General features: G+C 71.7%; 19 protein-coding genes and 1 pseudogene. 14 read left to right on the top strand and 6 right to left on the bottom strand.

Features of this window, described 5'->3' with window-relative positions:
- Positions 1-34 precede the first annotated feature (34 nt).
- Both ACWCV3_RS21945 and ACWCV3_RS21940 read right to left on the bottom strand, forming a co-directional pair.
- Positions 35-1,810, bottom strand: coding sequence for an ABC transporter substrate-binding protein (locus ACWCV3_RS21945; RefSeq protein WP_451226653.1), 1,776 nt, complete (start codon positions 1,808-1,810; stop codon positions 35-37).
- A gap of 414 nt (positions 1,811-2,224) precedes the next feature.
- Entirely contained in the window at positions 2,225-2,761 is a 537-nt protein-coding gene (locus ACWCV3_RS21940; protein WP_451226650.1) for a hypothetical protein, read from the bottom strand.
- A 280-nt stretch (positions 2,762-3,041) separates the two neighbouring features.
- Between ACWCV3_RS21940 and ACWCV3_RS21935 the strand changes: the two genes are divergently transcribed.
- From ACWCV3_RS21935 to ACWCV3_RS21915, 5 genes are read left to right on the top strand one after another with little or no spacing between them, the layout of a single operon-like run.
- Positions 3,042-4,664, top strand: a complete 1,623-nt coding sequence (locus tag ACWCV3_RS21935) for a peptide ABC transporter substrate-binding protein (RefSeq protein WP_451226647.1) — start codon at positions 3,042-3,044, stop codon at positions 4,662-4,664.
- A gap of 4 nt (positions 4,665-4,668) precedes the next feature.
- Entirely contained in the window at positions 4,669-5,592 is a 924-nt protein-coding gene (locus ACWCV3_RS21930; RefSeq protein WP_451226644.1) for an ABC transporter permease, read from the top strand.
- Positions 5,585-6,565, top strand: coding sequence for an ABC transporter permease (locus tag ACWCV3_RS21925; protein ID WP_451226642.1), 981 nt, complete (start codon positions 5,585-5,587; stop codon positions 6,563-6,565). The genes ACWCV3_RS21930 and ACWCV3_RS21925 overlap by 8 nt, the downstream gene beginning before the upstream one ends.
- A gap of 7 nt (positions 6,566-6,572) precedes the next feature.
- The gene (locus ACWCV3_RS21920; protein ID WP_451226639.1) at positions 6,573-7,556 is read left to right on the top strand and encodes an ABC transporter ATP-binding protein; all 984 of its coding nucleotides are present in this window, start codon (positions 6,573-6,575) and stop codon (positions 7,554-7,556) included.
- On the top strand, positions 7,540-8,604 hold the full coding sequence (locus ACWCV3_RS21915) for an ABC transporter ATP-binding protein (RefSeq protein WP_451226636.1): 1,065 nt from the start codon (positions 7,540-7,542) through the stop codon (positions 8,602-8,604). Before ACWCV3_RS21920 ends, ACWCV3_RS21915 begins: the two co-directional genes overlap by 17 nt.
- 100 nt (positions 8,605-8,704) lie before the next feature.
- On the opposite strand, the gene ACWCV3_RS21910 is transcribed toward ACWCV3_RS21915, so the two are convergent.
- Positions 8,705-10,849, bottom strand: coding sequence for a prolyl oligopeptidase family serine peptidase (locus tag ACWCV3_RS21910; protein ID WP_451226633.1), 2,145 nt, complete (start codon positions 10,847-10,849; stop codon positions 8,705-8,707).
- A gap of 214 nt (positions 10,850-11,063) precedes the next feature.
- Between ACWCV3_RS21910 and ACWCV3_RS21905 the strand changes: the two genes are divergently transcribed.
- Positions 11,064-11,258, top strand: coding sequence for a hypothetical protein (locus ACWCV3_RS21905; RefSeq protein WP_018544306.1), 195 nt, complete (start codon positions 11,064-11,066; stop codon positions 11,256-11,258).
- A gap of 27 nt (positions 11,259-11,285) precedes the next feature.
- On the opposite strand, the pseudogene ACWCV3_RS21900 reads toward ACWCV3_RS21905, so the two are convergent.
- Both ACWCV3_RS21900 and ACWCV3_RS21895 read right to left on the bottom strand, forming a co-directional pair.
- Positions 11,286-11,654 (bottom strand): annotated as a pseudogene (locus ACWCV3_RS21900) (transcription termination factor Rho); the annotation flags it as partial.
- Positions 11,655-11,700: 46 nt separating this feature from the next.
- On the bottom strand, positions 11,701-13,257 hold the full coding sequence (locus ACWCV3_RS21895; protein ID WP_451226630.1) for an FAD-dependent monooxygenase: 1,557 nt from the start codon (positions 13,255-13,257) through the stop codon (positions 11,701-11,703).
- Positions 13,258-13,750: 493 nt separating this feature from the next.
- On the opposite strand from ACWCV3_RS21895, the gene ACWCV3_RS21890 reads away from it, so the two are divergent.
- From ACWCV3_RS21890 to ACWCV3_RS21855, 8 genes are all read left to right on the top strand, one after another.
- Positions 13,751-14,059 carry a DUF7677 family protein gene (locus ACWCV3_RS21890; RefSeq protein ID WP_451226627.1) on the top strand — a complete coding sequence of 103 codons (309 nt, stop codon included), beginning with the start codon at positions 13,751-13,753 and terminating at the stop codon, positions 14,057-14,059.
- Positions 14,060-14,111: 52 nt separating this feature from the next.
- Positions 14,112-14,954, top strand: a complete 843-nt coding sequence (gene mshB, locus ACWCV3_RS21885) for an N-acetyl-1-D-myo-inositol-2-amino-2-deoxy-alpha-D-glucopyranoside deacetylase (protein ID WP_451226624.1) — start codon at positions 14,112-14,114, stop codon at positions 14,952-14,954.
- Complete coding sequence (locus ACWCV3_RS21880) at positions 14,951-15,355, top strand: DUF6113 family protein (protein ID WP_451226621.1); 405 nt, start codon at positions 14,951-14,953, stop codon at positions 15,353-15,355. The genes mshB and ACWCV3_RS21880 overlap by 4 nt, the downstream gene beginning before the upstream one ends.
- Positions 15,356-15,507: 152 nt before the next feature.
- Entirely contained in the window at positions 15,508-17,724 is a 2,217-nt protein-coding gene (locus ACWCV3_RS21875; RefSeq protein ID WP_451226618.1) for a hypothetical protein, read from the top strand.
- Between the two features lie 220 nt (positions 17,725-17,944).
- Positions 17,945-18,880 (top strand): ABC transporter ATP-binding protein, encoded by a 936-nt coding sequence (locus ACWCV3_RS21870; RefSeq protein WP_451226615.1) that lies wholly within the window; start codon positions 17,945-17,947, stop codon positions 18,878-18,880.
- A complete protein-coding gene (locus ACWCV3_RS21865; RefSeq protein WP_451226612.1) occupies positions 18,877-19,635 on the top strand; it encodes an ABC transporter permease in 759 nt (252 codons plus the stop codon). Before ACWCV3_RS21870 ends, ACWCV3_RS21865 begins: the two co-directional genes overlap by 4 nt.
- A 5-nt stretch (positions 19,636-19,640) precedes the next feature.
- Positions 19,641-20,825, top strand: a complete 1,185-nt coding sequence (locus tag ACWCV3_RS21860; RefSeq protein ID WP_451226783.1) for a sensor histidine kinase — start codon at positions 19,641-19,643, stop codon at positions 20,823-20,825.
- The gene (locus ACWCV3_RS21855) at positions 20,822-21,436 is read left to right on the top strand and encodes a response regulator (protein WP_451226609.1); all 615 of its coding nucleotides are present in this window, start codon (positions 20,822-20,824) and stop codon (positions 21,434-21,436) included. Before ACWCV3_RS21860 ends, ACWCV3_RS21855 begins: the two co-directional genes overlap by 4 nt.
- 69 nt (positions 21,437-21,505) lie before the next feature.
- Here ACWCV3_RS21855 and ACWCV3_RS21850 read toward each other — a convergent pair whose 3' ends face one another.
- On the bottom strand, positions 21,506-22,390 hold the full coding sequence (locus ACWCV3_RS21850; RefSeq protein ID WP_451226607.1) for a transglutaminase family protein: 885 nt from the start codon (positions 22,388-22,390) through the stop codon (positions 21,506-21,508).
- Between the last annotated feature and the right edge of the window lie 7 nt (positions 22,391-22,397).

The raw sequence follows: 22,397 nt of genomic DNA, 5'->3' as shown, positions 1-22,397 counted from the left end.
ACGGGCCGGCGGACAGGATGGTCCGGTTCATGGGCTACTCGCGGTCGTCGGCGGTGGTACGGCGCCGCCGGGCGAGGAAGAAGCCGGCACCCGCGAGGACCAGGACGCCGGCGACCACGCCGACGATCACACCGGTCGAGTCCTGGTCCTCCGACGAGCCGGACTGTGCGGGGACCGCCGACCACCAGCTCCAGTAGCCGTCCTGGCCGTAGATGTTGCCCGCCGCCTCGGGCATCGTCTCGATCGACTTGATCCGGTCGGTGCGGTAGGCCTCGACAGCGTTCGGATAGGCCATGACGTTCATGTAGCCCAGGTCGTACAGCCGCGACTCGGCCTGCTTCACGAGTGCCGCCCGCCGTGCGGGGTCGTACTCGGCGAGCTGCTTGGCGTACAGGCCGTCGAAACCCTTGTCGCAGATGAAGTTGTCTGTCGCGCCGGTGTCCTTGGGAGTGGCGGGGAGCGCACCGCAGGTGTGGATCGACAGCACGTAGTCCGGATCCGGGTTGACCGACCAGCCGTCGAACGCGAGATCGTACTTCCCGGCGAGCCAGGGGTCGGTGACGTTGTCCAGGCAGTCGAGCGTCATGCCGATGCCGAGCTTGCCCCACCACTCCTTGAGGTACTGCCCGACCGCCTTGTCGTTGGGGTCGGTGGCATGGCACAGGACGCGGTAGGTGAGCGGCTTGCCGTCCTTCCCCAGCCGCTTGCCGGCACCGTTGGCCCGGTACCCCGCCTGATCGAGGAGCCGGGCCGCCTCGGCGGGGTCGTAGGCGAGTTCCTGGCCGGCGGCGGGCTTCCAGAAGTAGCTCGAGAAGCGGGGCGGTATGTAGCCCTGGCCCTGGACCGCGTGCCCCTGGAAGACTCTTTCGACGATGGTCTTGCGGTCGACCGCGCTGAACAGGGCGTGGCGCACCCGCTCGTCCAGCAGGGACGGATCGCCGTCGCCGAACCTCTGCCCGCTCTTCGACCGGGCGCCGGGATTGACGGCCAGTGCGTAGAAGCGGCGGCCAGGGGCGTCATTGACCCGGATGTTCTTCTCGCCCTTGAGGGAGGCCGCCTGGGCGGGGGTGAGGGAGGGTGAGCCCGCCACGAAGGACACCTCGCCCTTGCGCAGCGCGGCCACCGCCGCGTCCTGGTCCTTGTAGTACTTGAAGACCAGTTCGTCGAACTTCGGCGCTCCCCGCCAGAAGCTTTTGTTCGCCTTCAGCCGTACGTAGCTGTCGGCTTTGTAGTCGGCGAGTACGAACGGTCCGTTGCCGACGACGGGGAAGCTCTTGTCGTTATTGAATTTGGAATAATCCTTGACCTTCTCCCATACGTGCTTGGGCACTATGGGTACGTCCAGTGCGGCCATCGTGGCTTGCGGCTTCTTCAGCTCGATGACCAGCTTGGTGGGGCTCGGCGCGGAAACCTCGCGGAAGTTGGTGACGAAACTGCCGTTCGCCGTGGCGGCCGCCTCGTCCGTCATGAGCTTGTTGAAGGTCCACGCCGCGTCCTCGGCGGTCACCCGGTGCCCGTCCGACCACTTCGTGCCGGAGCGGATGGTGTACGTCCAGGTGAGCTTGTCGGTGGACGGTTTCCAGCTCGTGGCCAATCCGGGGACCGGTCGGGCGTCCTCGGGGGCGTAGTCCGTCAGGTACTCGTAGGTCAGCCGCAGGAGGCTGGTGCTGACCAGGCGGACCGCCAGGAAGGGGCTGAGCGAGTCCACGCTCTGTGCGACGGCGACGGTGAGGACCTTGTCGGCGGGAGCGGCCTCCGCTCGCTGCGGCGCCGGGCCGAACGGAGTGGTGAGGCCGGCGGTGAGCGCCATGGCGGCCGTCCCGGCGGTTACGAGCCGGCGGACAGGGGACCACGGGCGTCTCGGCGCCGTCTGCTCCACTCCTTGCTGGTCGTGTGGGCTCATAGCTCGTGACCTCATGTCATCACTCGTACGAACAGCGCCTGTCGGACTGGCGATCGGGGCCGCCACGGGGGTGGCGGCCGCGATGGATGAGCCTGTCTATCAGCGCTGATCTGCACGCGTCAACGGGCCGAAGAGCCGTCGTGGCCTGGGGAAAGACGGGCCGTCATCGACGCGGCGCCGACTATTGGTCTAGTCCGGTGAAGCGGTCCTGGTGAGGGCCTGACGAGTGGTCGCGACCGGCATGGATCACCTGGTGAGAGGGTGCGCGAACGGCTGTGCGCCCACCGGGCGATCCGGTGGGCGCACAGCGCGGCATCAGGATCATCCGTACTGGATGCCCCAGAGGTTGTTGTTGCGCTTGGCCGGCGCCACGATGCCGGTCTTCTTCCAGACCTTGCTCTTCACGCACTGCTGCCGGCCGTTGGGCACCAGCCGGTACTTGGTGACGCTGAACCCCTTGGCCTCGTGGCTCATCATCAGGCGGCCCTTGGACTTTCCACGCTGCTTCTTGACCGTGGCGGAGTAGGTCCACGTGTCGGACTTGGACCAGGTCTTTCCGACCGAGACGCTGAACGAGGTCGAAGCCTTGGCGAAGATGACCCCCGCCTCGGTGCCCAGCTGGGCGGTGCCCGTCGCGGTCCAGCTGCCGGTCTTGTTCTTCGCGTAGCTGATGGTCACGCCCGCCCTCGCCCAGTCGCTGTGGACGTTGGTCGACTTCCAGACCGTGTGCTTGTCCGAGATCGTGTAGATCGGCGAGCTGCTGCAGACGACTCCCGCGGCGGCGGGCGACGCGGAGACCGCTACCGCGCCGCCGCTCAGGAGCGCGGTGGACAGGACTGTGCTCAGGGCACGTCTCATGAAATGCCTTCCCCGTGAAGACCCAAGGGCGCTGGTCGTCGCCCGGTTGTTCGGTACGCGTCAAATAGTGGACCCGACTCGCCTTCCAGTAAATGAATTTGAGTACTTCTTGAGGTTGCCGCAGTTGTGCGGATGGGGAGACTTCGCTTTCTGCCGGTCCTGGATCCGCCGAAAGGGTTGAGGAACGCCGCATACGGGTCCGTGTGCATGCGCCGAGTGGCGTTCCCGCCGATATTTGGGAGCAGGAACAGCGTGCTGGAAAACGACGGCAGAGGTGGTCATGCGCGGATTCACGCACGCCCGATGGCTGGCCGGCGCCGCCGCGGTGATGCTCGCGGCCACCGGCTGCGGCGGTGGGGCGAGCGGGGCGGCGGACGGCGGGATGCTCACCTCCTCCTGGGGCGACCCGCAGAACCCGCTGGAGCCGTCCAACACCAACGAGGTGCAGGGCGGCAAGGTGCTCGACATGGTCTTCCGGGGCCTGAAGCGGTACGACCCGCGCACCGGCGAGGCCCGGAACATGCTGGCCCGGTCGATCGAGACCACCGACTCCCGGCACTACACCGTGAAGCTCAGGGACGGCTGGACCTTCTCCAACGGAGAGAAGGTCACCGCCCGCTCCTTCACCGACGCCTGGAACTACGGCGCGAGCCTGAGGAACAAGCAGAAGAACGCGTACTTCTTCGGCTACATCGAGGGCTACGACAAGGTCCACCCCGAGATGGGGAGCCAGCGCGCGGACACCCTCTCCGGGCTCGAAGTGGTCGACGACCGCACCTTCACCGTCACCCTCAACCAGAAGTTCTCCGGCTTCCCCGACACCCTCGGCTACGCCGCCTTCGCCCCACTGCCCCGCGTCTTCTTCACCGACCACGCCGCCTGGCTGAAGACCCCGGTCGGCAACGGCCCGTACACCGTCGAGTCCTACACCAGGGGCTCCCAGATGACCCTGCGGAAGTGGAACGGCTACCCCGGCGCGGACAAGGCGCTCAACGACGGGGTGATCCTCAAGGTCTACACCGACAGCAACACCGCCTACACCGACCTGATGGCCGGCAACCTCGACCTCGCCGACGACATCCCGGCCGCCCAGCTCAAGAACGTCAGGACCGACCTGGGCGAGCGGTACATCAACACCCCGGCCGGCATCCTCCAGACCCTCGCCTTCCCGTACTACGACGAGCGCTGGAACCGGCCCGGCACGGAGAGGGTCCGCACCGGACTCTCCATGGCCATCAACCGGGACCAGATCACCAAGACGATCTTCGAGCACACCCGTACCCCCGCCACCGACTGGACCTCGCCCGTACTCGGCACCGACGGCGGCTACAAGGCGGGCCTGTGCGGACGCGCGTGCACCTACGACCCGGCGGCCGCCCGGCGGCTGGTGCGGCAGGGCGGCGGCATCCCCGGCGGCTCCCTGCGGCTCACCTACAACGCTGACACCGGCTCGCACCGGGAGTGGATCGACGCGGTCTGCAACTCCATCAACCACGCCCTCGGCGACGACAACGCCTGCGTCGGCAACCCGGTCGGCACCTTCGCCGACTTCCGCAACCAGATGGCGCAGCACAAGATGAGCGGCCCCTTCCGGGCGGGCTGGCAGATGGACTACCCCCTCATCCAGAACTTCCTCCAGCCCCTCTACTTCACCGGCGCCTCCTCCAACGACGGCCAGTGGTCCAACTCCGAGTTCGACGAGCTGGTGGACCGGGCCAACGCCGAGACCGACCCGGCCAAGTCGGTCGCCACCTTCCAGCAGGCCGAGGAGGTCGTCCGGGACAACATGGCCGCCATCCCGCTCTGGTACCAGAACGGCAACGCCGGCTACTCCCAGCGGCTCACCGGCGTCCGGCTCAACCCGTTCAGCGTGCCGGTGTACAACGAGATCAAGGTGAGCTGAGCGCATGGGACGCTACGTCGTCCGGCGGCTGCTCCAGATGGTGCCGGTGTTCGCCGGAGCCACCCTGCTGATCTTCCTGATGGTCAATGTGATGGGCGACCCCATCGCGGGCCTGTGCGGGGAGCGGCAGTGCGACGCGGCCACCGCCGCCCAGCTCCGGAGCGAGTTCGGGCTCGACCAGCCGCTCTGGCAGCAGTACGCGACCTACATGGGCAACGTCTTCACCGGCGACTTCGGCACCGCCTTCAACGGACAGCCCGTCACCGAGCTGATGGCGGCCTCCTTTCCCGTCACCGTCCGGCTCACCGTCGTGGCCGTCCTCCTCGAACTCGTCGTCGGCATCAGCCTCGGCGTGCTCACCGGACTGAGCCGGGGCCGGCCCGTCGACACCGGGGTACTGCTGCTCACCCTCGTGGTGATCTCCGTGCCGACCTTCGTCACCGGTCTGGTGCTCCAGCTGCTGCTCGGCGTGGAGTGGGGATGGATCAAGCCGTCGGTCTCGCCGGAGGCGCCGTTCGGCGAGCTGATCGTGCCGGGACTGGTGCTGGCGTCGGTGTCGCTCGCCTACGTCACCCGGCTGACCCGTACCTCCATCGCGGAGAACCGGCGCTCGGACTACGTCCGCACCGCCGTGGCCAAGGGGCTGCCCCGGCGGCGGGTCATCGTGCGGCACCTGCTGCGGACCTCGCTGATCCCCGTCGTCACCTTCATCGGCACCGACATCGGGGCGCTGATGGGCGGGGCGATCGTCACCGAGCGGATCTTCAACATCCACGGCGTCGGCTTCCAGCTCTACCAGGGCATCCTCCGGCAGAACACGCAGACGGTGGTCGGCTTCGTCACCGTGCTGGTCCTGGTCTTCCTGGTCGCCAACCTGCTGGTGGACCTGCTCTACGCGGTACTCGACCCGAGGATTCGCTATGCCTGAGCCTTCGTACGAGCCGCGGGGGGCCATCGCCGGGACCGGGATGGGCGGGACCATGGACCTCGCGGCCGGTGAGGCCGCGACGCTGGAACGGGTGCCGGGCGGACCGGCGGGCGGCGGGCCCGAGGGCAGACCGCGTTCGCTGTGGTCCGACGCCTGGCGGGACCTGAGGCGCAACCCGGTCTTCCTGCTCTCCGCGCTCGTCATCCTCTTCCTGGTCTTCATCTCCATCTGGCCCTCGGCCATCACCTCCGGCAACCCCCTCGACTGCGACCTCGCCAAGGCCCAGGACGGCTCGGCGCCCGGCCACCCCTTCGGCTTCGACGGCCAGGGCTGCGACGTCTACACGCGGACCGTCTACGGCGCCCGTACGTCGGTCACGGTGGGCGTGTGCGCCACGCTCGGGGTGGCGCTGCTCGGGTCGGTGCTCGGCGGTCTCGCGGGGTTCTTCGGCGGGGCCCCGGACGCCGTGCTGTCCCGGATCACCGACGTCTTCTTCGCCATCCCGGTCGTCCTGGGCGGCCTGGTACTGCTGTCGGTGGTCACCAGCAACACCGTCTGGCCGGTCATCGGGTTCATGGTGCTGCTCGGCTGGCCGCAGATCTCCCGGATCGCCCGCGGCTCCGTCATCACCGCCCGGCAGAACGACTACGTGCAGGCCGCCCGCGCGCTCGGCGCCTCGCCCACCCGGCTGCTGCTGCGGCACATCGCGCCCAACGCCGTCGCCCCCGTCATCGTCGTGGCCACCATCGCGCTCGGCACCTACATCTCGCTGGAGGCAACCCTGTCCTACCTCGGCGTCGGCCTGAAGCCGCCGAGCGTGTCCTGGGGCATCGACATCTCCGCCGCCTCCCCCTACATCCGCAACGCCCCGCACGCCCTGCTCTGGCCGTCCGGGGCGCTGGCCATCACCGTCCTGGCCTTCATCATGCTCGGCGACGCGGTGCGCGACGCCCTCGACCCGAAGCTGAGGTGACGGCGCCATGCTGCTCGAAGTGCGCGACCTGCACGTGGAGTTCCGCACCCGCGACGGCGTCGCCAAGGCCGTCAACGGGGTGTCGTACGAGGTAGCGGCGGGTGAGACGCTCGCCGTGCTCGGGGAGTCCGGGTCCGGGAAGTCGGTGACCGCGCAGACCGTGATGGGCATCCTCGACATGCCGCCCGGCCGGATCACCGGCGGCCGCATCCTGTTCCAGGGCCGTGACCTGCTGACCATGAAGGAGGAGGAGCGGCGGCGGACCAGGGGCGCCGGAATGGCGATGATCTTCCAGGACGCGCTCTCCGCCCTCAACCCCGTGCTCAGCGTCGGCGACCAGCTCGGCGAGATGTTCACGGTCCACCGGGGGACGTCCCGGGGGGACGCCCGCAAGCGTGCCGTCGAGCTGATGGACCGGGTGCGCATCCCGGGCGCCGCCCAGCGGGTGCGGGACTATCCGCACCAGTTCTCCGGCGGCATGCGCCAGCGGATCATGATCGCCATGGCGATCGCACTGGAGCCCGCGCTCGTCATCGCCGACGAACCCACCACCGCGCTGGACGTCACCGTGCAGGCCCAGGTGATGGACCTCCTCGCGGAGCTGCGCCGGGAGTACGACATGGGGCTCGTGCTCATCACCCACGACCTCGGCGTCGTCGCGGACGTGGCCGACCGGATCGCCGTCATGTACGCGGGCCGGATCGTGGAGACGGCGCCCGTGCACGACGTCTACAAGGCTCCGGCCCACCCCTACACCCGCGGCCTGCTCGACTCCATCCCCCGCCTCGACCACAAGGGCCGGGAGCTGTACGCCATCCGCGGTCTGCCGCCCAGCCTCACGCACGTTCCGGCCGGCTGCGCCTTCCACCCGCGCTGCGCGATGGCGCGGGACGTCTGCCGCACGGACGAGCCCCCGCTGCACCCGGCCGGGCCGGGCCGGGCGAGCGCCTGCCACTTCTGGAGGGAGTGCCTCGATGGCCTCGGCGGCTGAACCCGTGCTGGAGGCGTGCGGCCTGGTCAAGCACTATCCGCTGACCCGGGGCATCCTGCTGCGCAAGCAGATCGGCGCCGTCAGGGCCGTCGACGGCGTCGACTTCGCCCTCGCCCGGGGCGAGACCCTCGGCATCGTGGGCGAGTCGGGGTGCGGCAAGTCCACCGTGGCCAGGCTGCTGTGCCATCTGGAGCACCCCACCGAGGGCGGTATCCGGTACCGGGGCGAGGACATCACCGACGTCTCCGGGCGCCGCCTGAAGGAGGTGCGCCGGAACATCCAGATGGTGTTCCAGGACCCGTACACCTCGCTCAACCCCCGGATGACGGTCGGGGACATCGTCGGGGAGCCGTACGAGATCCACCCCGAGGTCGCGCCGAAGGGCGAACGGCGGCGCAAGGTGCAGGAGCTGCTGGAGGTGGTGGGGCTCGACCCGGAGTTCCTGAACCGCTATCCGCACCAGTTCTCCGGTGGCCAGCGGCAGCGGATCGGCATCGCGCGGGCGCTGGCACTGCGCCCGGAGGTGATCGTCGCGGACGAGCCGGTGTCCGCGCTGGACGTCTCGGTGCAGGCGCAGGTGATCAACCTGCTGGAGCGTCTCCAGGCGGAGTTCGGGCTGAGTTACGTGTTCATCGCGCACGACCTGTCGATCGTGCGGCACATCTCGGACCGGGTCGCGGTGATGTACCTGGGCCGGATCGTGGAGACCGGCACGGACGCGCAGATCTACGAGCACCCCACGCATCCGTACACCCAGGCGCTGCTCTCGGCGGTTCCGGTGCCCGATCCGGAGGCGCGGGCGCACCGGGAACGGATCATCCTGAGCGGTGACGTGCCGTCCCCGGCCGCGATCCCGTCCGGGTGCCGGTTCCGCACCCGGTGCTGGAAGGCCGAGGAGCGGTGCGCGCGGGAGGTGCCGGAGCTGGCGGTGCCGCAGGAGTTCCGGGCGGCCGGGGGGCCGGTCGCGCATCCGTCGGCGTGTCTGTTCGCGGCGGAGCGGCGAGTGGTGCCGGGTGCCATGGAGGAACACGGCAACGGGCCGGGATGACATGGCGTACCCCGGCCCGTTCCACGGCACCCGCACGGCCGTACGCGATCAGCCTCGCGGGTGCGTATATCTATGCGGCTTCCATGAAGTTGCCTGTGCGTTAACGCTGTTCCGGTCCGTCTGATCCGCCGAGGGCGCGCCTGAGGAAGTCGACCTGGAGGAGGAGCAGGTTCTCCGCGACCTGCTCCTGCGGGGTCATGTGGGTGACGCCGGACAGCGGGAGCACCTCGTGCGGGCGGCCGGCGGCCAGCAGGGCGGAGGACAGCCGGAGGGTGTGCGCGGCCACCACGTTGTCGTCGGCGAGACCGTGGATGATCATCATGGGCCGGTGCGGTTCGGCGGGGCCGGCGAGGCCCTCGTCGGTGATCAGGGAACTGCGGGCGTAGCTCTCCGGGTCCGCCTCGGGGTCGCCCAGGTAGCGCTCGGTGTAGTGGGTGTCGTACAGCCGCCAGTCGGTGACCGGGGCGCCGACGATGCCCGCGTGGAAGACGTCCGGACGGCGCAGCACGGCCAGCGCGGACAGGTAACCGCCGTACGACCAGCCCCGGATGGCCACGCGGGAGAGGTCGAGCGGGTAGCGCTCGGCGAGGTCCCGCAGGGCGTCGATCTGGTCGTCGAGGGTGACCGTGAAGTCCCGGTGGATCGACTTCTCCCACTCGGGGGAGCGGCCGGGGGTGCCCCGGCCGTCCGCGACGACCACCGCGAAGCCCTGGTCGGCGAACCATTGCGAGGTCAGATGGGCGTTGTGGGCGGCGACGACCCGCTGGCCGTGCGGGCCGCCGTAGGGGTCGAGCAGGACGGGCAGGGGAGTGTCGCCGGGGTAGTCCGATGGCATAAGCACGGCGCACGGAATTCGGCGTGCGCCCCCCTCGGTCAGGGTCACGCCGGGAGACAAACCGGGGTCTTCGGCGTACGAGGGGACACCGAGCGCCGCTTTTCCGTCACGCAGCACCTGGACACGGGCGCCGGGACTGTCCAGGGTCGCGGAGACCAGGACGGTCACGCCGCCCGAGCGCACCGCCGAGTGCACACCGGGCTCCCGCGACACGCGCTGCGCGCCGGCCTCGCCGACCCGGTACACGTGGATCTCGCCTGTCTCCGGGTCCTTGGCCGCCTCTCCCGCGGAGGCCGAGACCAGTACGTCCTGCGACGACACGTCGAGCACCGCCCGGACGTGCAGCTCCGGTCCGGTCAGAACACGTTCGCCCACGGTGAGAACGCGCGCGCCGCTCTCGTCCGCGATCCGGACCAGTGCGCCGGAGGGGGTCCAGGCGGGCACCCCGGCGAAAAGATCCAGCCATACTGGATCTTCGGCGGTGTGCAGCGTCCGGGTCTCACCGGTGTCCGGGTCCAGGGCGAGGACGAGCAGGCTCCGCTGGTCCCGCGACTGCACCTGGAGAAGCGGCGCACCCGCCTGCGACCAGTGCACTCGTGCCAGATAGGGGTACCGCTCGCGGTCCCAGCGGACCTCGCTGCGGGTGCCGTCCAGGCCGATGACGAGCAGGGTCACCTCGGCGTTGGCGGTGCCCGCGGCCGGGTAGCGCACGTGGTGCGGCTCACGGTCCGGGTGTGACGTGTCCGCGATCCACCAGCGCCGCACCGGCGTGTCGTCCACCCGCGCCACCAGCAGCCGGTCCGACCGGGGGGACCACCAGAAGCCCCGCGTACGGTGCATCTCCTCGGCGGCGATGAACTCCGCCAGACCGTAGGTCACTTCGTCGCTCTCGGGGACGGCCAGCGCCCGGTCGTCGGCCCCCTCGGCCCCCACGACGCGCAGTTCGCCTCCGGCGACGTAGGCGACACGGGTGCCGTCGGGGGAGGGGCGGGGGTCGATCACCGGTCCGGGGACGGGCAGTTCACGGGCGGTGCCGGCGCGCAGCTCGGCCGTGAACAGCCGCCCCGACAAGGCGAAGGAAGCCAGTTCGGCGGCCGCGTCGGTGGCGTAGCCGACGATGCCGGCGCCGCCCTCGCGGCTGCGTTCGCGGCGGGCGCGTTCCTCCGGGGACAGCTCCTCGGCCGCGCCCGCGAGCAGGGCGCGGGGGTCGGCGGCGAGGCGTTCGGTGCCGTCCTCGGTGTCCAGCACCCACAGGGAGTTGGCGCGGTCCGTGCCGGAGCCGGAGCGCAGGAACGCGACACGGGAGCCGTCGGGGGCCACGGTGAACGCGCGCGGCGCGCCGAGCGAGAAGCGCTGGGTCCGGGCGTGTCGGCGGGGGAAGGAGTCGGTGCCGCCTGTCTGGGTCGTCATGGGCCGACCATATTGGCCATGCGCCCCCTTGTGCGGCCGTGCGCCGAGCGATGCGCGAGCACACATAGTTATGATCAATGTCGCTGCGTGGGTATGAACCTGGCGGCGTCCGCGTGGACTTGGCTCTCGGGCCGGTCCGCCGGGGCTGTACCGAGTCACGACCCCCATAGTCCGAACCCCCCGTGTCCCTGGGATTCATTGGAGGTGAGCCGCCGTGGCACTCTCGATTTCGGCGGTGGTGCTGCTGGCGATCATCGTCTTCCTGCTGATCAAGAAGTCGGGATTGAAGGGGGGGCACGCCGCCATCTGCATGCTCCTCGGCTTCTATCTCGCCTCCTCGACCATCGCACCCACGATCAGCGAGCTGACCACGAACGTCGCCAGCATGATCGGCAGCATCAAGTTCTGACGCGGGGCGGGGTGATGGCGTCGGCCGTCACCCCTCCCGCCGTGATCGGCCCATGGGCAGTGCGGGCTGGACGCGGCGCAGGAACGTGGCGTCGTCCGGAGTCTGCCGAAGTCGCGCCAGCAGGGTTTCCAAGGGTGCGTCCCCGTGTGAGCGCAGGCCGCGGCGCAGACCCCTGGTGATCGCCAACTCCTGTCGTGTGAGCAGGAGTTCCTCTCGGCGGGTGCCGGTGCGGTCGATGCCCACAGGCGGGAAGACGCGGCGGGAGGCCAGTTCGCGGTCCAGCCGGATCTCCATGTTGCCGGTGCTCTTCAGCTCCTCGAAGAAGTAGCCGTCGGCGCGTGAACCCGTGTCCACGAGCGCGGTCGCGAGGATGGTCAGCGAACCGCCCTCCTCCGCCTTCCCGCCGGGGTGTGCCGGGGCGGGAAGGCGGATCAGTCCGGCGTCACCAGACCGCACTCTCCGGTGCTCCGAACCACTGCTTCAGCGCCTCCGCCAGCCCGGCCGTCGACATCGGCGTTCCCACGTCGGCTGCCCAGGCCGTGAAGCCGTCCGGACGGACGAGGACCGCCGCCAGGTCCTGGCGGGACGGGCAAGCGGCTGTCAGGGTGTCGACGCGATCGGCATACCCCGCGACGAGGGCCCGGAGCTGCGGATCGTCGCTGAGGTCGAGCAGGAGCGCCCGGCCGCCGTGGAGGTGGTCCGCGAGGCGGCCGCCGTCGCTGAGTTCGAGGTCCGGGGTGCTACGGCCGGTCAGCGGGTGCTCGCCCGGCAGCTCGTACCGCACCCCGGCGCCGTTGAGCCGCGCGGTGAGGTACGTGGTGCCCACGACCGTCTCCGCCAGGTCGCTGACGATCTCGCGCAGGGCCCGGGACCGCGGGTCCGGGCGCATGGCCGCGACCTGGGACCGGGTCCAGTCCAGGACCCACGCACCGACCGGGTGCCGCTCGGAGGTGTACGTGTCCAGCAATCCTTCTGGCGCCCGGCCGCCGATCACCGCGGCGAGCTTCCAGCCGAGGTTCATCGCGTCCCCGATACCCAGGCTGAGACCCTGGCTTCCGAACGCGGAGTGAACGTGCGCCGCGTCGCCCGCCAGCAGAACCCGGCCCTTGCGGTACTCGGTGACCTGGCGGGCGTGGTCGGTGAAGCGGGTCGCGGCCCGTACCCCGGTGATCGTGACGTCCACGCCGGATACGCGGCGCAGCCGCGTCTGGAGGTCCTCGGCGGTGACCGGCGCGTCCCGGTCGGCCGGCGGGCCGTCGAACTCCACGGTGACGACGCGACCCGGCATCGGCCCGTAGGCGTACACCCCGGTGTCCGTGGCGGTCCAGCCGACCTTCAGATTCTCGGCGCCGGTCATCTCCACGACCGCCTGGTGGCAGGTGATCTCCGGGTCCGTACCCGGAAATTCAAACCCCGCGAGCTTGCGGACCACACTGCGGCCGCCGTCGCAGCCCACGAGCCAGCCGGCGCGTACCACCCCCTGGCTGGTCCGCACGGTGACGGCCCCGTCGTCCGCGTCGAAGCCGGTCAGCTCCGCCCCCCGGCGAACGTCGACGCCGAGCTCGTCCGCCCTCCCGCCGAGCAGCCGCTCGATGTCCTGCTGCGTCACGAAAGCGATCTCGGCGGCGGGTCCGGCATCGCCGAGGCCCGGTTCCGTTCGGTCGACCAGGTCGGCGCGCAGCATGATTCCGGCGAAGTGCCCGACGATCCCCAGCCCTCGGCCAGCTGCCCCGGCTCCGTTCCCGCCGTTCCGCTCGCTCACGAATGCCTGGAAGCGGTCCATCGCCTGCCGCTGCACCTCGGCCAGCGCGGGCAGCATGCCCCTGCGGTAGAGCGCCACGGCGCTGGGCGTGGTGATCGCCCCGCCCTTGATCGTCGGATTCACTTCGGTGAGGCGCTCCAGCACGGCCACGCGCGCGCCCCCGAGCCGGAGTTCGCAGGCCAGCATCAGTCCGACCGGGCCGCCTCCGGCCACCACTACGTCCACGTCATGGTCCATGACGCCGACTATGACCGAGGCCCACGGAGGCCAGAAAGCCGCCGAGGTGTCAAGGAAGCGGCGGACGCTCTCCGGCTTCTTGTGCCTGCCTGCACGAAAGCCCGGCCGGCCCGATCGTCTGTCGCGAACCAACCCCGGCCGGGTCCTGAGGAGGGGCAACCGGTGTCAGCCGCGTACGCCGGTGACGAAGGCGGTCCCGGTGTCTGGGTGAGGGCGAGCTGGGGGCCGTAGGTGTGCTCGGAGGCGCGGACGTGGATCGTGCCTGGGGTGACGTGTCGGTCTACGCGATCTTCGCCCCCCGTACCGGCTCCGGCGCCGTCTCACCGACATCCCCCCACTTCCGCCGGCGCGCCCTACGCCACCCGCAAGGAGTCCGTCTACGGAGAGGACGTCACCACCGTGGAGTGGGCCGTCCCTGCGGACGGCCTGCCGCGCTACGCCGACGACAGCAGGTGACCGAAAGTCTCGCCGGGCGAGGATGGAGGATGACCGCGTGGCACACCTACCGACAGATGTACGGGCCGCTCTCAGGTTCTTCGCGTTCTACCTGGGCAACGGCACGCTGGACGTCGAGCTGCTGGACGGCATCGACTACCGCGCCCGCCTGCTGGAGTACGGCTCGGACCTGGAGATGATCTTCGCGATCTACGCCAACGTCCTCGAGGTCGACGAACACGGGGAGACGCTCAACGACGGCGACGCCCAGTACCGCGTCGCCCAGTGGATTCGGCAGTGCTGTGATCCCGGCTACCGGGCGGAGCCCCCGTTCGAGGCGTGGGAGACCGAGCTGCACGGTCCCTGACGGCAATGTCAGGAGTACCACTGCCTGCACCGCGCCTCGTACGCTGGACCCCATGACCGAACTGCCCCCCCGGCGTCTGCTGCTCGTGCACGCGCATCCCGACGACGAGTCGATCAACAACGGCGCGACCATGGCCAGGTACGCGGCCGAGGGGGCGCACGTGACTCTGGTGACCTGCACGCTGGGAGAGCGCGGGGAGGTGATCCCGCCGGAACTGCGGCACCTGGAGGGGGCCGCGCTCGGGGCGCACCGGCGGGGCGAGCTGGACGCCGCCCTCGGGGAGCTGGGCGTCAGTGATGTGCGGGTGCTCGGGTACCAGGACTCCGGGATGATGGGGCTGGCGGACAACGACGACCCCGCCGCCTTCTGGCAGGCCGACGTCGACGAGGCCGCCGGGGCGCTCGTGGACGTGATCCTGGAGGTCCGGCCGCAGGTCGTCGTCGCGTACGACGACAACGGGGGGTACGGCCACCCCGACCACATCCAGGCCCACCGGGTCGCGATGCGCGCCGTCGAGCTGGCCGGAGGCCGGGGGCACCGGGTGGACAAGGTCTACTGGAACCGCATGCCCCGCTCGGTCGTCGAGGACGCCTTCGCGCGGCTCGCCGCGGAGCTGCCCGGCCTGCCGTTCGGCAGCAGCGCCGACATCGCCGACCTGCCCGGCGTGGTGCCGGACGGGCGGATCACCACCGCCGTCGACGGCACCGCGTACGCCGCGGCCAAGGCCGCCGCGATGCGCGCCCACGCCACCCAGATCACCGTCGCCGGCGAGTACTTCGCACTCTCCAACGACCTCGCCCAGCCGCTGTTCGCCACCGAGTACTACGAGCTGGTGCGCGGCCACGCCGAACCCGGCGAGAGGGACCTCTTCGCCGGAGTCGAGGTGGCGTCATGAGCGGCTCGATGCTCGCCCAGCCGCTGCGGCGCCCCTCCTCCGGCCGGATGGCCGCGCTCCTCGGGCTCGCGCTGCTCGGCGCCGTCGTCGGCGCCGCCGGGGCGCTGGTGCAGGCCGCCTGGTTCCCGCTCGGCCTGCTGCTCGCCCTCGCGGGCGCGGGCGGGCTGTTCCTCGGCGGCGGCTACGCGCTTCGTGCCCGCTCGGGCGCGGTCGCCCCGGTGCTCGGCTGGGTCATCGCGGTCATCCTGCTCACCGCCAGCCGCCCGGAAGGTGACTTCCTGTTCGGCGCGGGCGGCGGCTCGTACGTCTTCCTGCTCGGCGGCATGGCCCTCGCTGTGATCTGCGCCACCTTGGCCCCGGGGCGGCAACCCGACGGCGACACCGACCGACTTGGCAAGTGACGTATCACCTCGCGGGACTCCCGTGCGGGTCCGGTGCGGATTTCCACAGCGGTCGTGGGATTCGCGCCAGAGGTGGCCAGTATGGTGGTGCGCGCCGCCGAGATGCCCGCTGAGGTCGTGACGGGCGGCGGAGCCAACCGGGAGAACCTGCCTTGAGTCGTGAAACTGACACTCCGTCCTCCGGGCCCGACGGGCGCGGCGGAGCCGCTTACCCCTCCGGCACCCCGCCGTACGGGACGCCCATGGCTTCCGGCGACGGGACCGGCGCGGGAAGTCCGGACGCGCGTCCCGAGGACCGCAAGACCGAGACCACGCTGACCACGCGCATCCGGATCAACATCCCCGGATCGCGGCCGATTCCGCCGGTCGTCGTGCGCAAGACCGTCGACGGCGCCCCGGCCGGCGAGAGCGGCGGCGACGAGCCGGCCGCCGACGCCCGGCCCGAGCCCGCCGCGCCGTCCGCGCCCGAACCGGCGGCCGAGGGCGCCCCGCAGGCGGAGGAGAAGACCAGCGACTGGTTCGCTCCCCGCAAGTCCGGTGCGCCCAAGGGAGGTTCGGGTGGCGGTGACACCAACGGCGCCGGAATCCCCGGCGGTTCCGCCGCCGGTGCGAGCGGTCCGCGCCCCGGCGCCCCGGCGCTCGGCCCCGGACCCTCCGCCCAGCGCCCGGCCGCCCCCGCGCCGAACACCCCCCGCCCCGGCGGCACAGGCGGCCCCGGCATGTCCGGCGCCACCGGTGGTCCCGTCGCGCCGGGCCACGGCGGCGGCACCGGATCGTTCGACGTGACCGAGGCGCTGGCCTCGGGCCCGCGCGGCGGCGCCCGCCCCGGCGAGTCCGCCCGCGACGACCTGCCGTTCTTCTCCGACAACGGCGGTGCCCCGGCCGGTGGTCCGGGTGCCCCCGGCGCAGGCGGACGCGGCGGCCCCGGAGGTCCGAGCGGCTTCAACGGCCCCGGCGGCCAGGGCGCCCCCGGCCCGAACGGCCCCGCAGGACCGACCGGCGGCCCGGTCACCGGCGACGGCCCGCTGCCGACGCGTCCGGTACCGGGCAACGCGCCCGGCGCCCCCGGCACGCAGGGCATGCAGCCCGGTGAGCCCTTCGACGGCCCGCCCGCGTTCCGCGCGCCCGGAGGCGGCCCGCCCAGGACCCCGCAGAGCCCTCAGGGCGCCCCGCAGACCCCGCAGGCCGGCAACCCCCTCGGCGACGACACCGCGATCCTCACCCCGCAGCAGCTCGCCGCCGCCCCGGGCACTCCCGGCCACGCCCCGCACGGCACCGTCTCCGGGCACACCGTCACCAGCGGTGTCCCCGTCTTCCCCGGTGCCGGGGCCGACCCCTTCGGCCCCGCCCCGGCCGCCGACCGCCCTGCGTACACGGCGCCCAAGCCGCCCGCCCCGCAGGCCAAGGCCACGCCGCAGCCCAAGAAGAAGGGCCGCAGCAAGCTGATGCTGCTGGTCGCCGGTGTGGTCGTCGTCGCGGGCGGTGCCTACGGCGCCGGGCTGCTGATGAACCGCACCGACGTGCCCAAGGGCACCACCGTGCTCGGCGTGGACATCGGCGGCGGGACCCGTGACGACGCGGTCAAGAAGCTCGACGACGCCTTCCGGGACCGGGTCGGCAAGCCGCTCCAGCTCTCCGTGGGCGGCGGCAACGTGGCCCTCACCCCGGACAAGGCGGGCCTGCAGTTCGACTACCAGGCCACGGTCAGCGACGCCGCCAGGAGCGACTACAACCCGCTCTCCGTGATCGGCTCCCTCTTCGGGCAGAAGCGGGTCGTCCCGCCGGTCACCCCGGTGGACGAGGAGAAGCTCCAGGTCGCCCTCCAGCAGGCGGGCGGCGGTTCGGGCTCGGTCGTCGAAGGCGGCATCAAGTTCGAGTCCGGCAAGGCCGTCCCGGTCTACGGCAAGCCCGGCAAGGCCGTCGACGCGGCCGGCTCCACAAAGGCCGTCGAACAGGCGTACCACACCCTGATCGAGACCGGCACCGCGACCCCGGTCGCCGTGCCCACCACCACCAGCCGGCCCACGGTCCCGGACGCCGAGGTCGACCGCGAGATGAAGGCGTTCGCGGAACCGGCCATGTCCAACATCGTCACCGTCCAGGTCGACGCGGCGCACAGCATCAACTTCGGGCCCAAGTCGCTGCCGAAGATCCTCGGGTTCAAGGCGGTGGGCGGCAAGCTCACCGACACCTACGACCTCCAGGCGCTCAAGGCGGCGTACGGCACCACCTTCGACGGCGTGAAGGTGGAGAGCGCCACCGGCAAGCGGGACGTGCTCCCGCAGGACGTGGTGGCGGCCCTGCGCAAGGCCCTGGTCGGGAAGACCGCGGCACAGCGCATCGGCACGATCGACACCAGGCCGAACTAGGGTCTGTCCGGCGGATCGAGGGGCGGGGAGGCAGCGGTGCCGGTCGATCCCGGTGAGCGGGGTCCGGCCTGATCCGAACGAAGGACCCTGGGCGCGTACGGCTCGGCGAGGGCGTCCGGGGCGGTTCCGGGTGCCCTCGCCGTCGTATGACATCTGTCATCCGGCACCGAGGACCGACGGCACTGCCGCCCCCACCCCTCTCGCGGCCAGCATGGACGGCATGACGACGACAGCGGTGCCGACCGCGACCGGGATGCCGGTGGCGGTCGGGTTCGAGCAGGTGAGCAAGGCGTACGGGGACGTGCGGGCGGTGGACGGGCTGTCGCTCGTGCTGCGGCCCGGGGAGACCGTCGCACTGCTCGGGCCCAACGGGGCGGGAAAGTCCACCACGCTCGATCTGCTGCTCGGGCTGAAGCAGCCGGACGAGGGGCGGGTGACCGTGTTCGGGACCGGGCCGCGCGAGGCGATCGTCGCCGGGCGCATCGGCGCGATGCTGCAGAGCGGCGGGCTGATGGAGGACGTGACGGTCGCCGAACTGGTCCGCCTCGCCTGCTCGTTGCACCCACGCCCCCACCCCGCCTCCGACGTGCTCGCCCGCGCCGGCATCACGCAGATCGCCGACCGCAAGGTCAACAAGCTCTCCGGCGGCCAGGCCCAGCGCGTCCGGTTCGCCCTGGCCACCGCCGGGGACAGCGACCTGATCGTGCTGGACGAGCCGACCACCGGCATGGACGTCTCCGCCCGGCACGCGTTCTGGTCCACCATGCGCGAGCAGGCCGACCAGGGCCGTACGGTCCTCTTCGCCACCCACTACCTCGAGGAGGCCGACGCCATCGCGGACCGTGTGCTCGTCCTGCACCGGGGCCGCCTGCTGGCGGACGGCACCGCCGCCGAGATCAAGGCCCGCGCGGGCGCCCGCCGGGTCTCCTTCGACCTGGCCGGCGCCGTCGACGAGACCGCGCTGGCCGGGCTGCCCGCGCTGACCTCGCTGGACGTCTCCGGGCAGACCGTCCGCATCCAGTCCTCCGACGCCGACGCCACCGTGCACGCCGTGTACGGGCTCGGCCTCCACCCCCGCAACCTGGAAGTCGCCGGGCTCGGCCTGGAGCAGGCTTTCGTCGCCATCACCGAGGCCGAGGAGGCCAAGCGCGCATGACCGGCATCCTCGCCTCCCGGGCCCTGATCAAGCTGGAACTCTCCCGCGCCCTGCGCAACCGCAAGTTCCTGTTCTTCTCCGTGCTCTACCCGTCGATCATCTTCCTGATCTTCGCGGGGAGTTCGGGCACCGACGAGAAGGTGGGCGGCACCGGCCTCACCGTCGCGACCTACCTGATGGTCTCCATGGCCTCCTTCGGCGCGCTGACCGCCGTGCTGATGGGCAACAGCGAGCGCATCGCCAAGGAGCGGGAGAGCGGCTGGGTGCGCCAGCTCCGGCTGACCCCGCTGCCCGGCCACGGATACGTCCTCGCTAAGACCGCGAGCGCGGCCGTGGTGAGCCTGCCGTCCATCGTGATGGTGTTCGCCGTCGCCGCAGTCGTGAAGGACGTACGCCTCGACGCCTGGCAGTGGCTCGCCCTCACCGGCGTCATCTGGGCCGGCAGTCTCGTCTTCGCCGCGCTCGGCGTCGCCATCGGCTACCTCGCCTCCGGGGACGCGGTACGCCCCATCACGATGATCGTCTACTTCGCGCTCTCCCTCCTCGGCGGCCTGTGGATGCCCTCGGCCGGGTTCCCGCGCTGGCTCCAGGACATCGCCGAGTGGCTGCCGACGTACGCGTACGCTGCCCTGGGACGCGCGGTCGAGCAGAGCCAGGCCCCGCACGCGCGGGACGTCGCCGTCCTCGCCGTGTACTTCGCCCTCTTCGCGGGCGGCGCGGCCTGGCTGTACCGGAAGGACACGCTGAAGGCGTGAACGCCATGACCGAGGACCCGGCCGCCGGACCCGGCAGGGGCGCCCCGCTGGGGCGTCCGCCGCAGGGGCGGCGCGAGCTGTGGGTGAAGCTGCTGTGGATCGGCGTCTGGCTGGTCTTCCTCAGCTCACCCGTCCACGACCTGGTGAGCGGCGGCCACGGGAGTGCGGCCACCTGGGCCGGAGCGGTCGGGCTCACCGCGTTCGTCGCGGTCTACCTGGGGCTGGTCTTCCGCAACATGGGCCGGACCTTCTCCGGACCGGCCGTCGTCGTGCTCCTGCTGGTCCTCGGCATCCTCGCGACGCTGCTGGTCTACACCTTCGGCAGCGCCTGGCTCGGCCTCTTCGTCTACCTCTCGGTGGCCTGCGGGGCGACCCTCCCGGCCAAGGCCACCTACTGGGCGATCCCGGCCTCGGCGGCCCTGATGTACCTGGTCGGGCTGCACACCGGTGAGGAGGAGGCGGGAAACCTGATCCTGCTGGTGGTGCTGATCGGCTTCGCCATGACGGGCGTACGGCAGCTCGTCCGCACCACGATCGAGCTGCGCAAGGCGCGGGCGACGGTGGCGCAGCTCGCCGCCAACGAGGAGCGGCTGCGGCTCGCCCGCGACCTGCACGACCTGCTGGGGCACTCGCTGTCCCTGATCACGCTCAAGAGCGAGCTGGCGGGGCGCATGCTGCCGGGCCGGCCGGAGGAGGCCGCCCAGCAGGTGGCGGACATCGAGCGGGTCAGCCGGCAGGCGCTGGTCGACGTCCGCGAGGCCGTCACCGGATACCGGCGGCCCCGGCTCGCGGCCGAACTGGCCGGGGCGCAGGTCGCGCTGACGGCCGCCGGGGTGATCGCCGAGATCCCGGCCGAGCCCGACCTCGCCGGGCTGCCCGAGGAGGCGGAGGCCGCGCTCGCGTGGACGCTGCGGGAGGCCGTCACCAACGTGGTCCGGCACAGCGGGGCCGAGCGGTGCGCGGTGGAGCTGCTGCACCGGCACACCCTGGACGGGCCGGTGCTGGAACTGTCCGTCGAGGACAACGGCTCCGGCGGCTCGGGCAAGGGGCCCGGCAACGGGCTCACCGGGCTCGCGGAGCGCCTCCAGGGTGCCGGGGGCACGCTGGAGGCGGGGCGGTCCGCCAAGGGTTTCCGGGTGGTCGCCCGCGTCCCGTCGGCCGTCGCGGCGGACGTAGTATCCGGGTCATGACGAGCACGATCAAGGTCCTCCTCGCCGAGGACCAGTCGATGGTCCGCGAGGCGCTCGCCGCCCTGCTCGGACTGGAGGACGACATCGAGGTCGTCGCGCAGGTCGCCCGCGGGGACGAGGTGCTGGCCGCCGTGGGGGAGCACGGGGTGGACGTGGCCCTGCTCGACATCGAGATGCCCGGCTGCACCGGGATCGAGGCCGCCGCCCAGGTGCACCGGGCGCACCCCGGTGTGAAGCTCGTCGTCCTCACCACCTTCGGCCGCCCCGGTTACCTCCGCAGCGCCATGGAGGCGGGCGCCGACGCCTTCCTCGTCAAGGACGCCCCCGCCGCCCAGCTCGCCGCAGCCGTACGCAAGGTCCTCACCGGCGAACGCGTCATCGACCCCACCCTGGCCGCCGCGGCCCTCGCGGACGGCGCCAACCCCCTGACGGACCGCGAACGGGAGATCCTCCGCACCGCCGCGGACGGCTCCACCAACGCCGAACTCGCCCGGGTCCTCCACCTCTCCCAGGGCACGGTCCGCAACTACCTCTCCACGGCCATCCAGAAACTCGCGGCCCGCAACCGGGCGGAGGCCGTCCGTATCGCACGGGAGAAGGGCTGGCTCTGAGGCGCCCCGCGGCCGACGGAACCGGGGCCGGCCGGAGTGGCCGCCGGCCGCCGCGCCGGCCCCCGCCGGTCAGTTGAGCAGCGCCCTCGCCGCCTGGGCCTGGGCCCTGGCCTTCTCCTCGGCCGTGGGGTCGACCACCGAGACCAGCTCCGCGTACGCCTCCAGTTCGGCCGCGCCCTCGGTGAAGGCGCCGCGCTGGACGAGGAGCCGGGCGCGGTCGTAGCGCAGGCGGGCCGGGCGGGAGGGGAGGAGCATGGCCAGTTCGACGGCCCAGAGGGCCACGTCGGAGCGTTCCGGGCGGGCGGTGGCCCAGGCGCGGATGTTGTTCAGGATGCGCTGGACGACCTGGAGCGGAGCCGCCGGAACCAGCATGGACGGCTCCAGCGGCGCGCCCGTCGCACCGGCCACCAGCAGCTCGGTGTCCATGCCGCTGAGCACCCGGCCGCCCACGAAGGGGTCCGCGAGGACCCGGTCGCCGGCCGTGCCGAAGCCGACCACGAAGTGGCCCGGCAGCGCGACCCCGTACACCGGGGCGCCCGCGCGCCGGGCGACCTCCATCCACACCACCGACAGCAGGATCGGCAGCCCGCGCCGCCGCCGCAGCACGGAGTGCAGCAGCGAGGAATCCAGCCGCTCGTACTCCCCGGCCGTACCGCAGAACCCGTGGGTCCCGCCCAGCAGCCGGCCCACCGCCCGCGCCCACGCCAGCGGCTCGCCCGGCCGGTACGGCAGCCGCCCGGCGAGTTCGTCCAGCTCGATCTGGGCCGCGTCCATCCCGGCCTCGTCCAGCGTGCCGTCCGCCTCCGCGCCGATCATGAGGCACAGCGCGGACAGGTCGGGCCACTGCGACCGCGCCTCCTGCGCGAACCGCCGCCGCAACTGCGCCGACCGCTGGGGCCCGGGCGGGTACGGCGGCGGGAAGGCGGGGCGCCGGGCCGGTTCCTGGGGCTCCACGACGGAC

Source organism: Streptomyces sp. NPDC001781, assembly GCF_053596035.1.
Note: the sequence above shows the minus strand (reverse complement) of the source record. Positions and strands in the feature narration are given on the sequence as shown.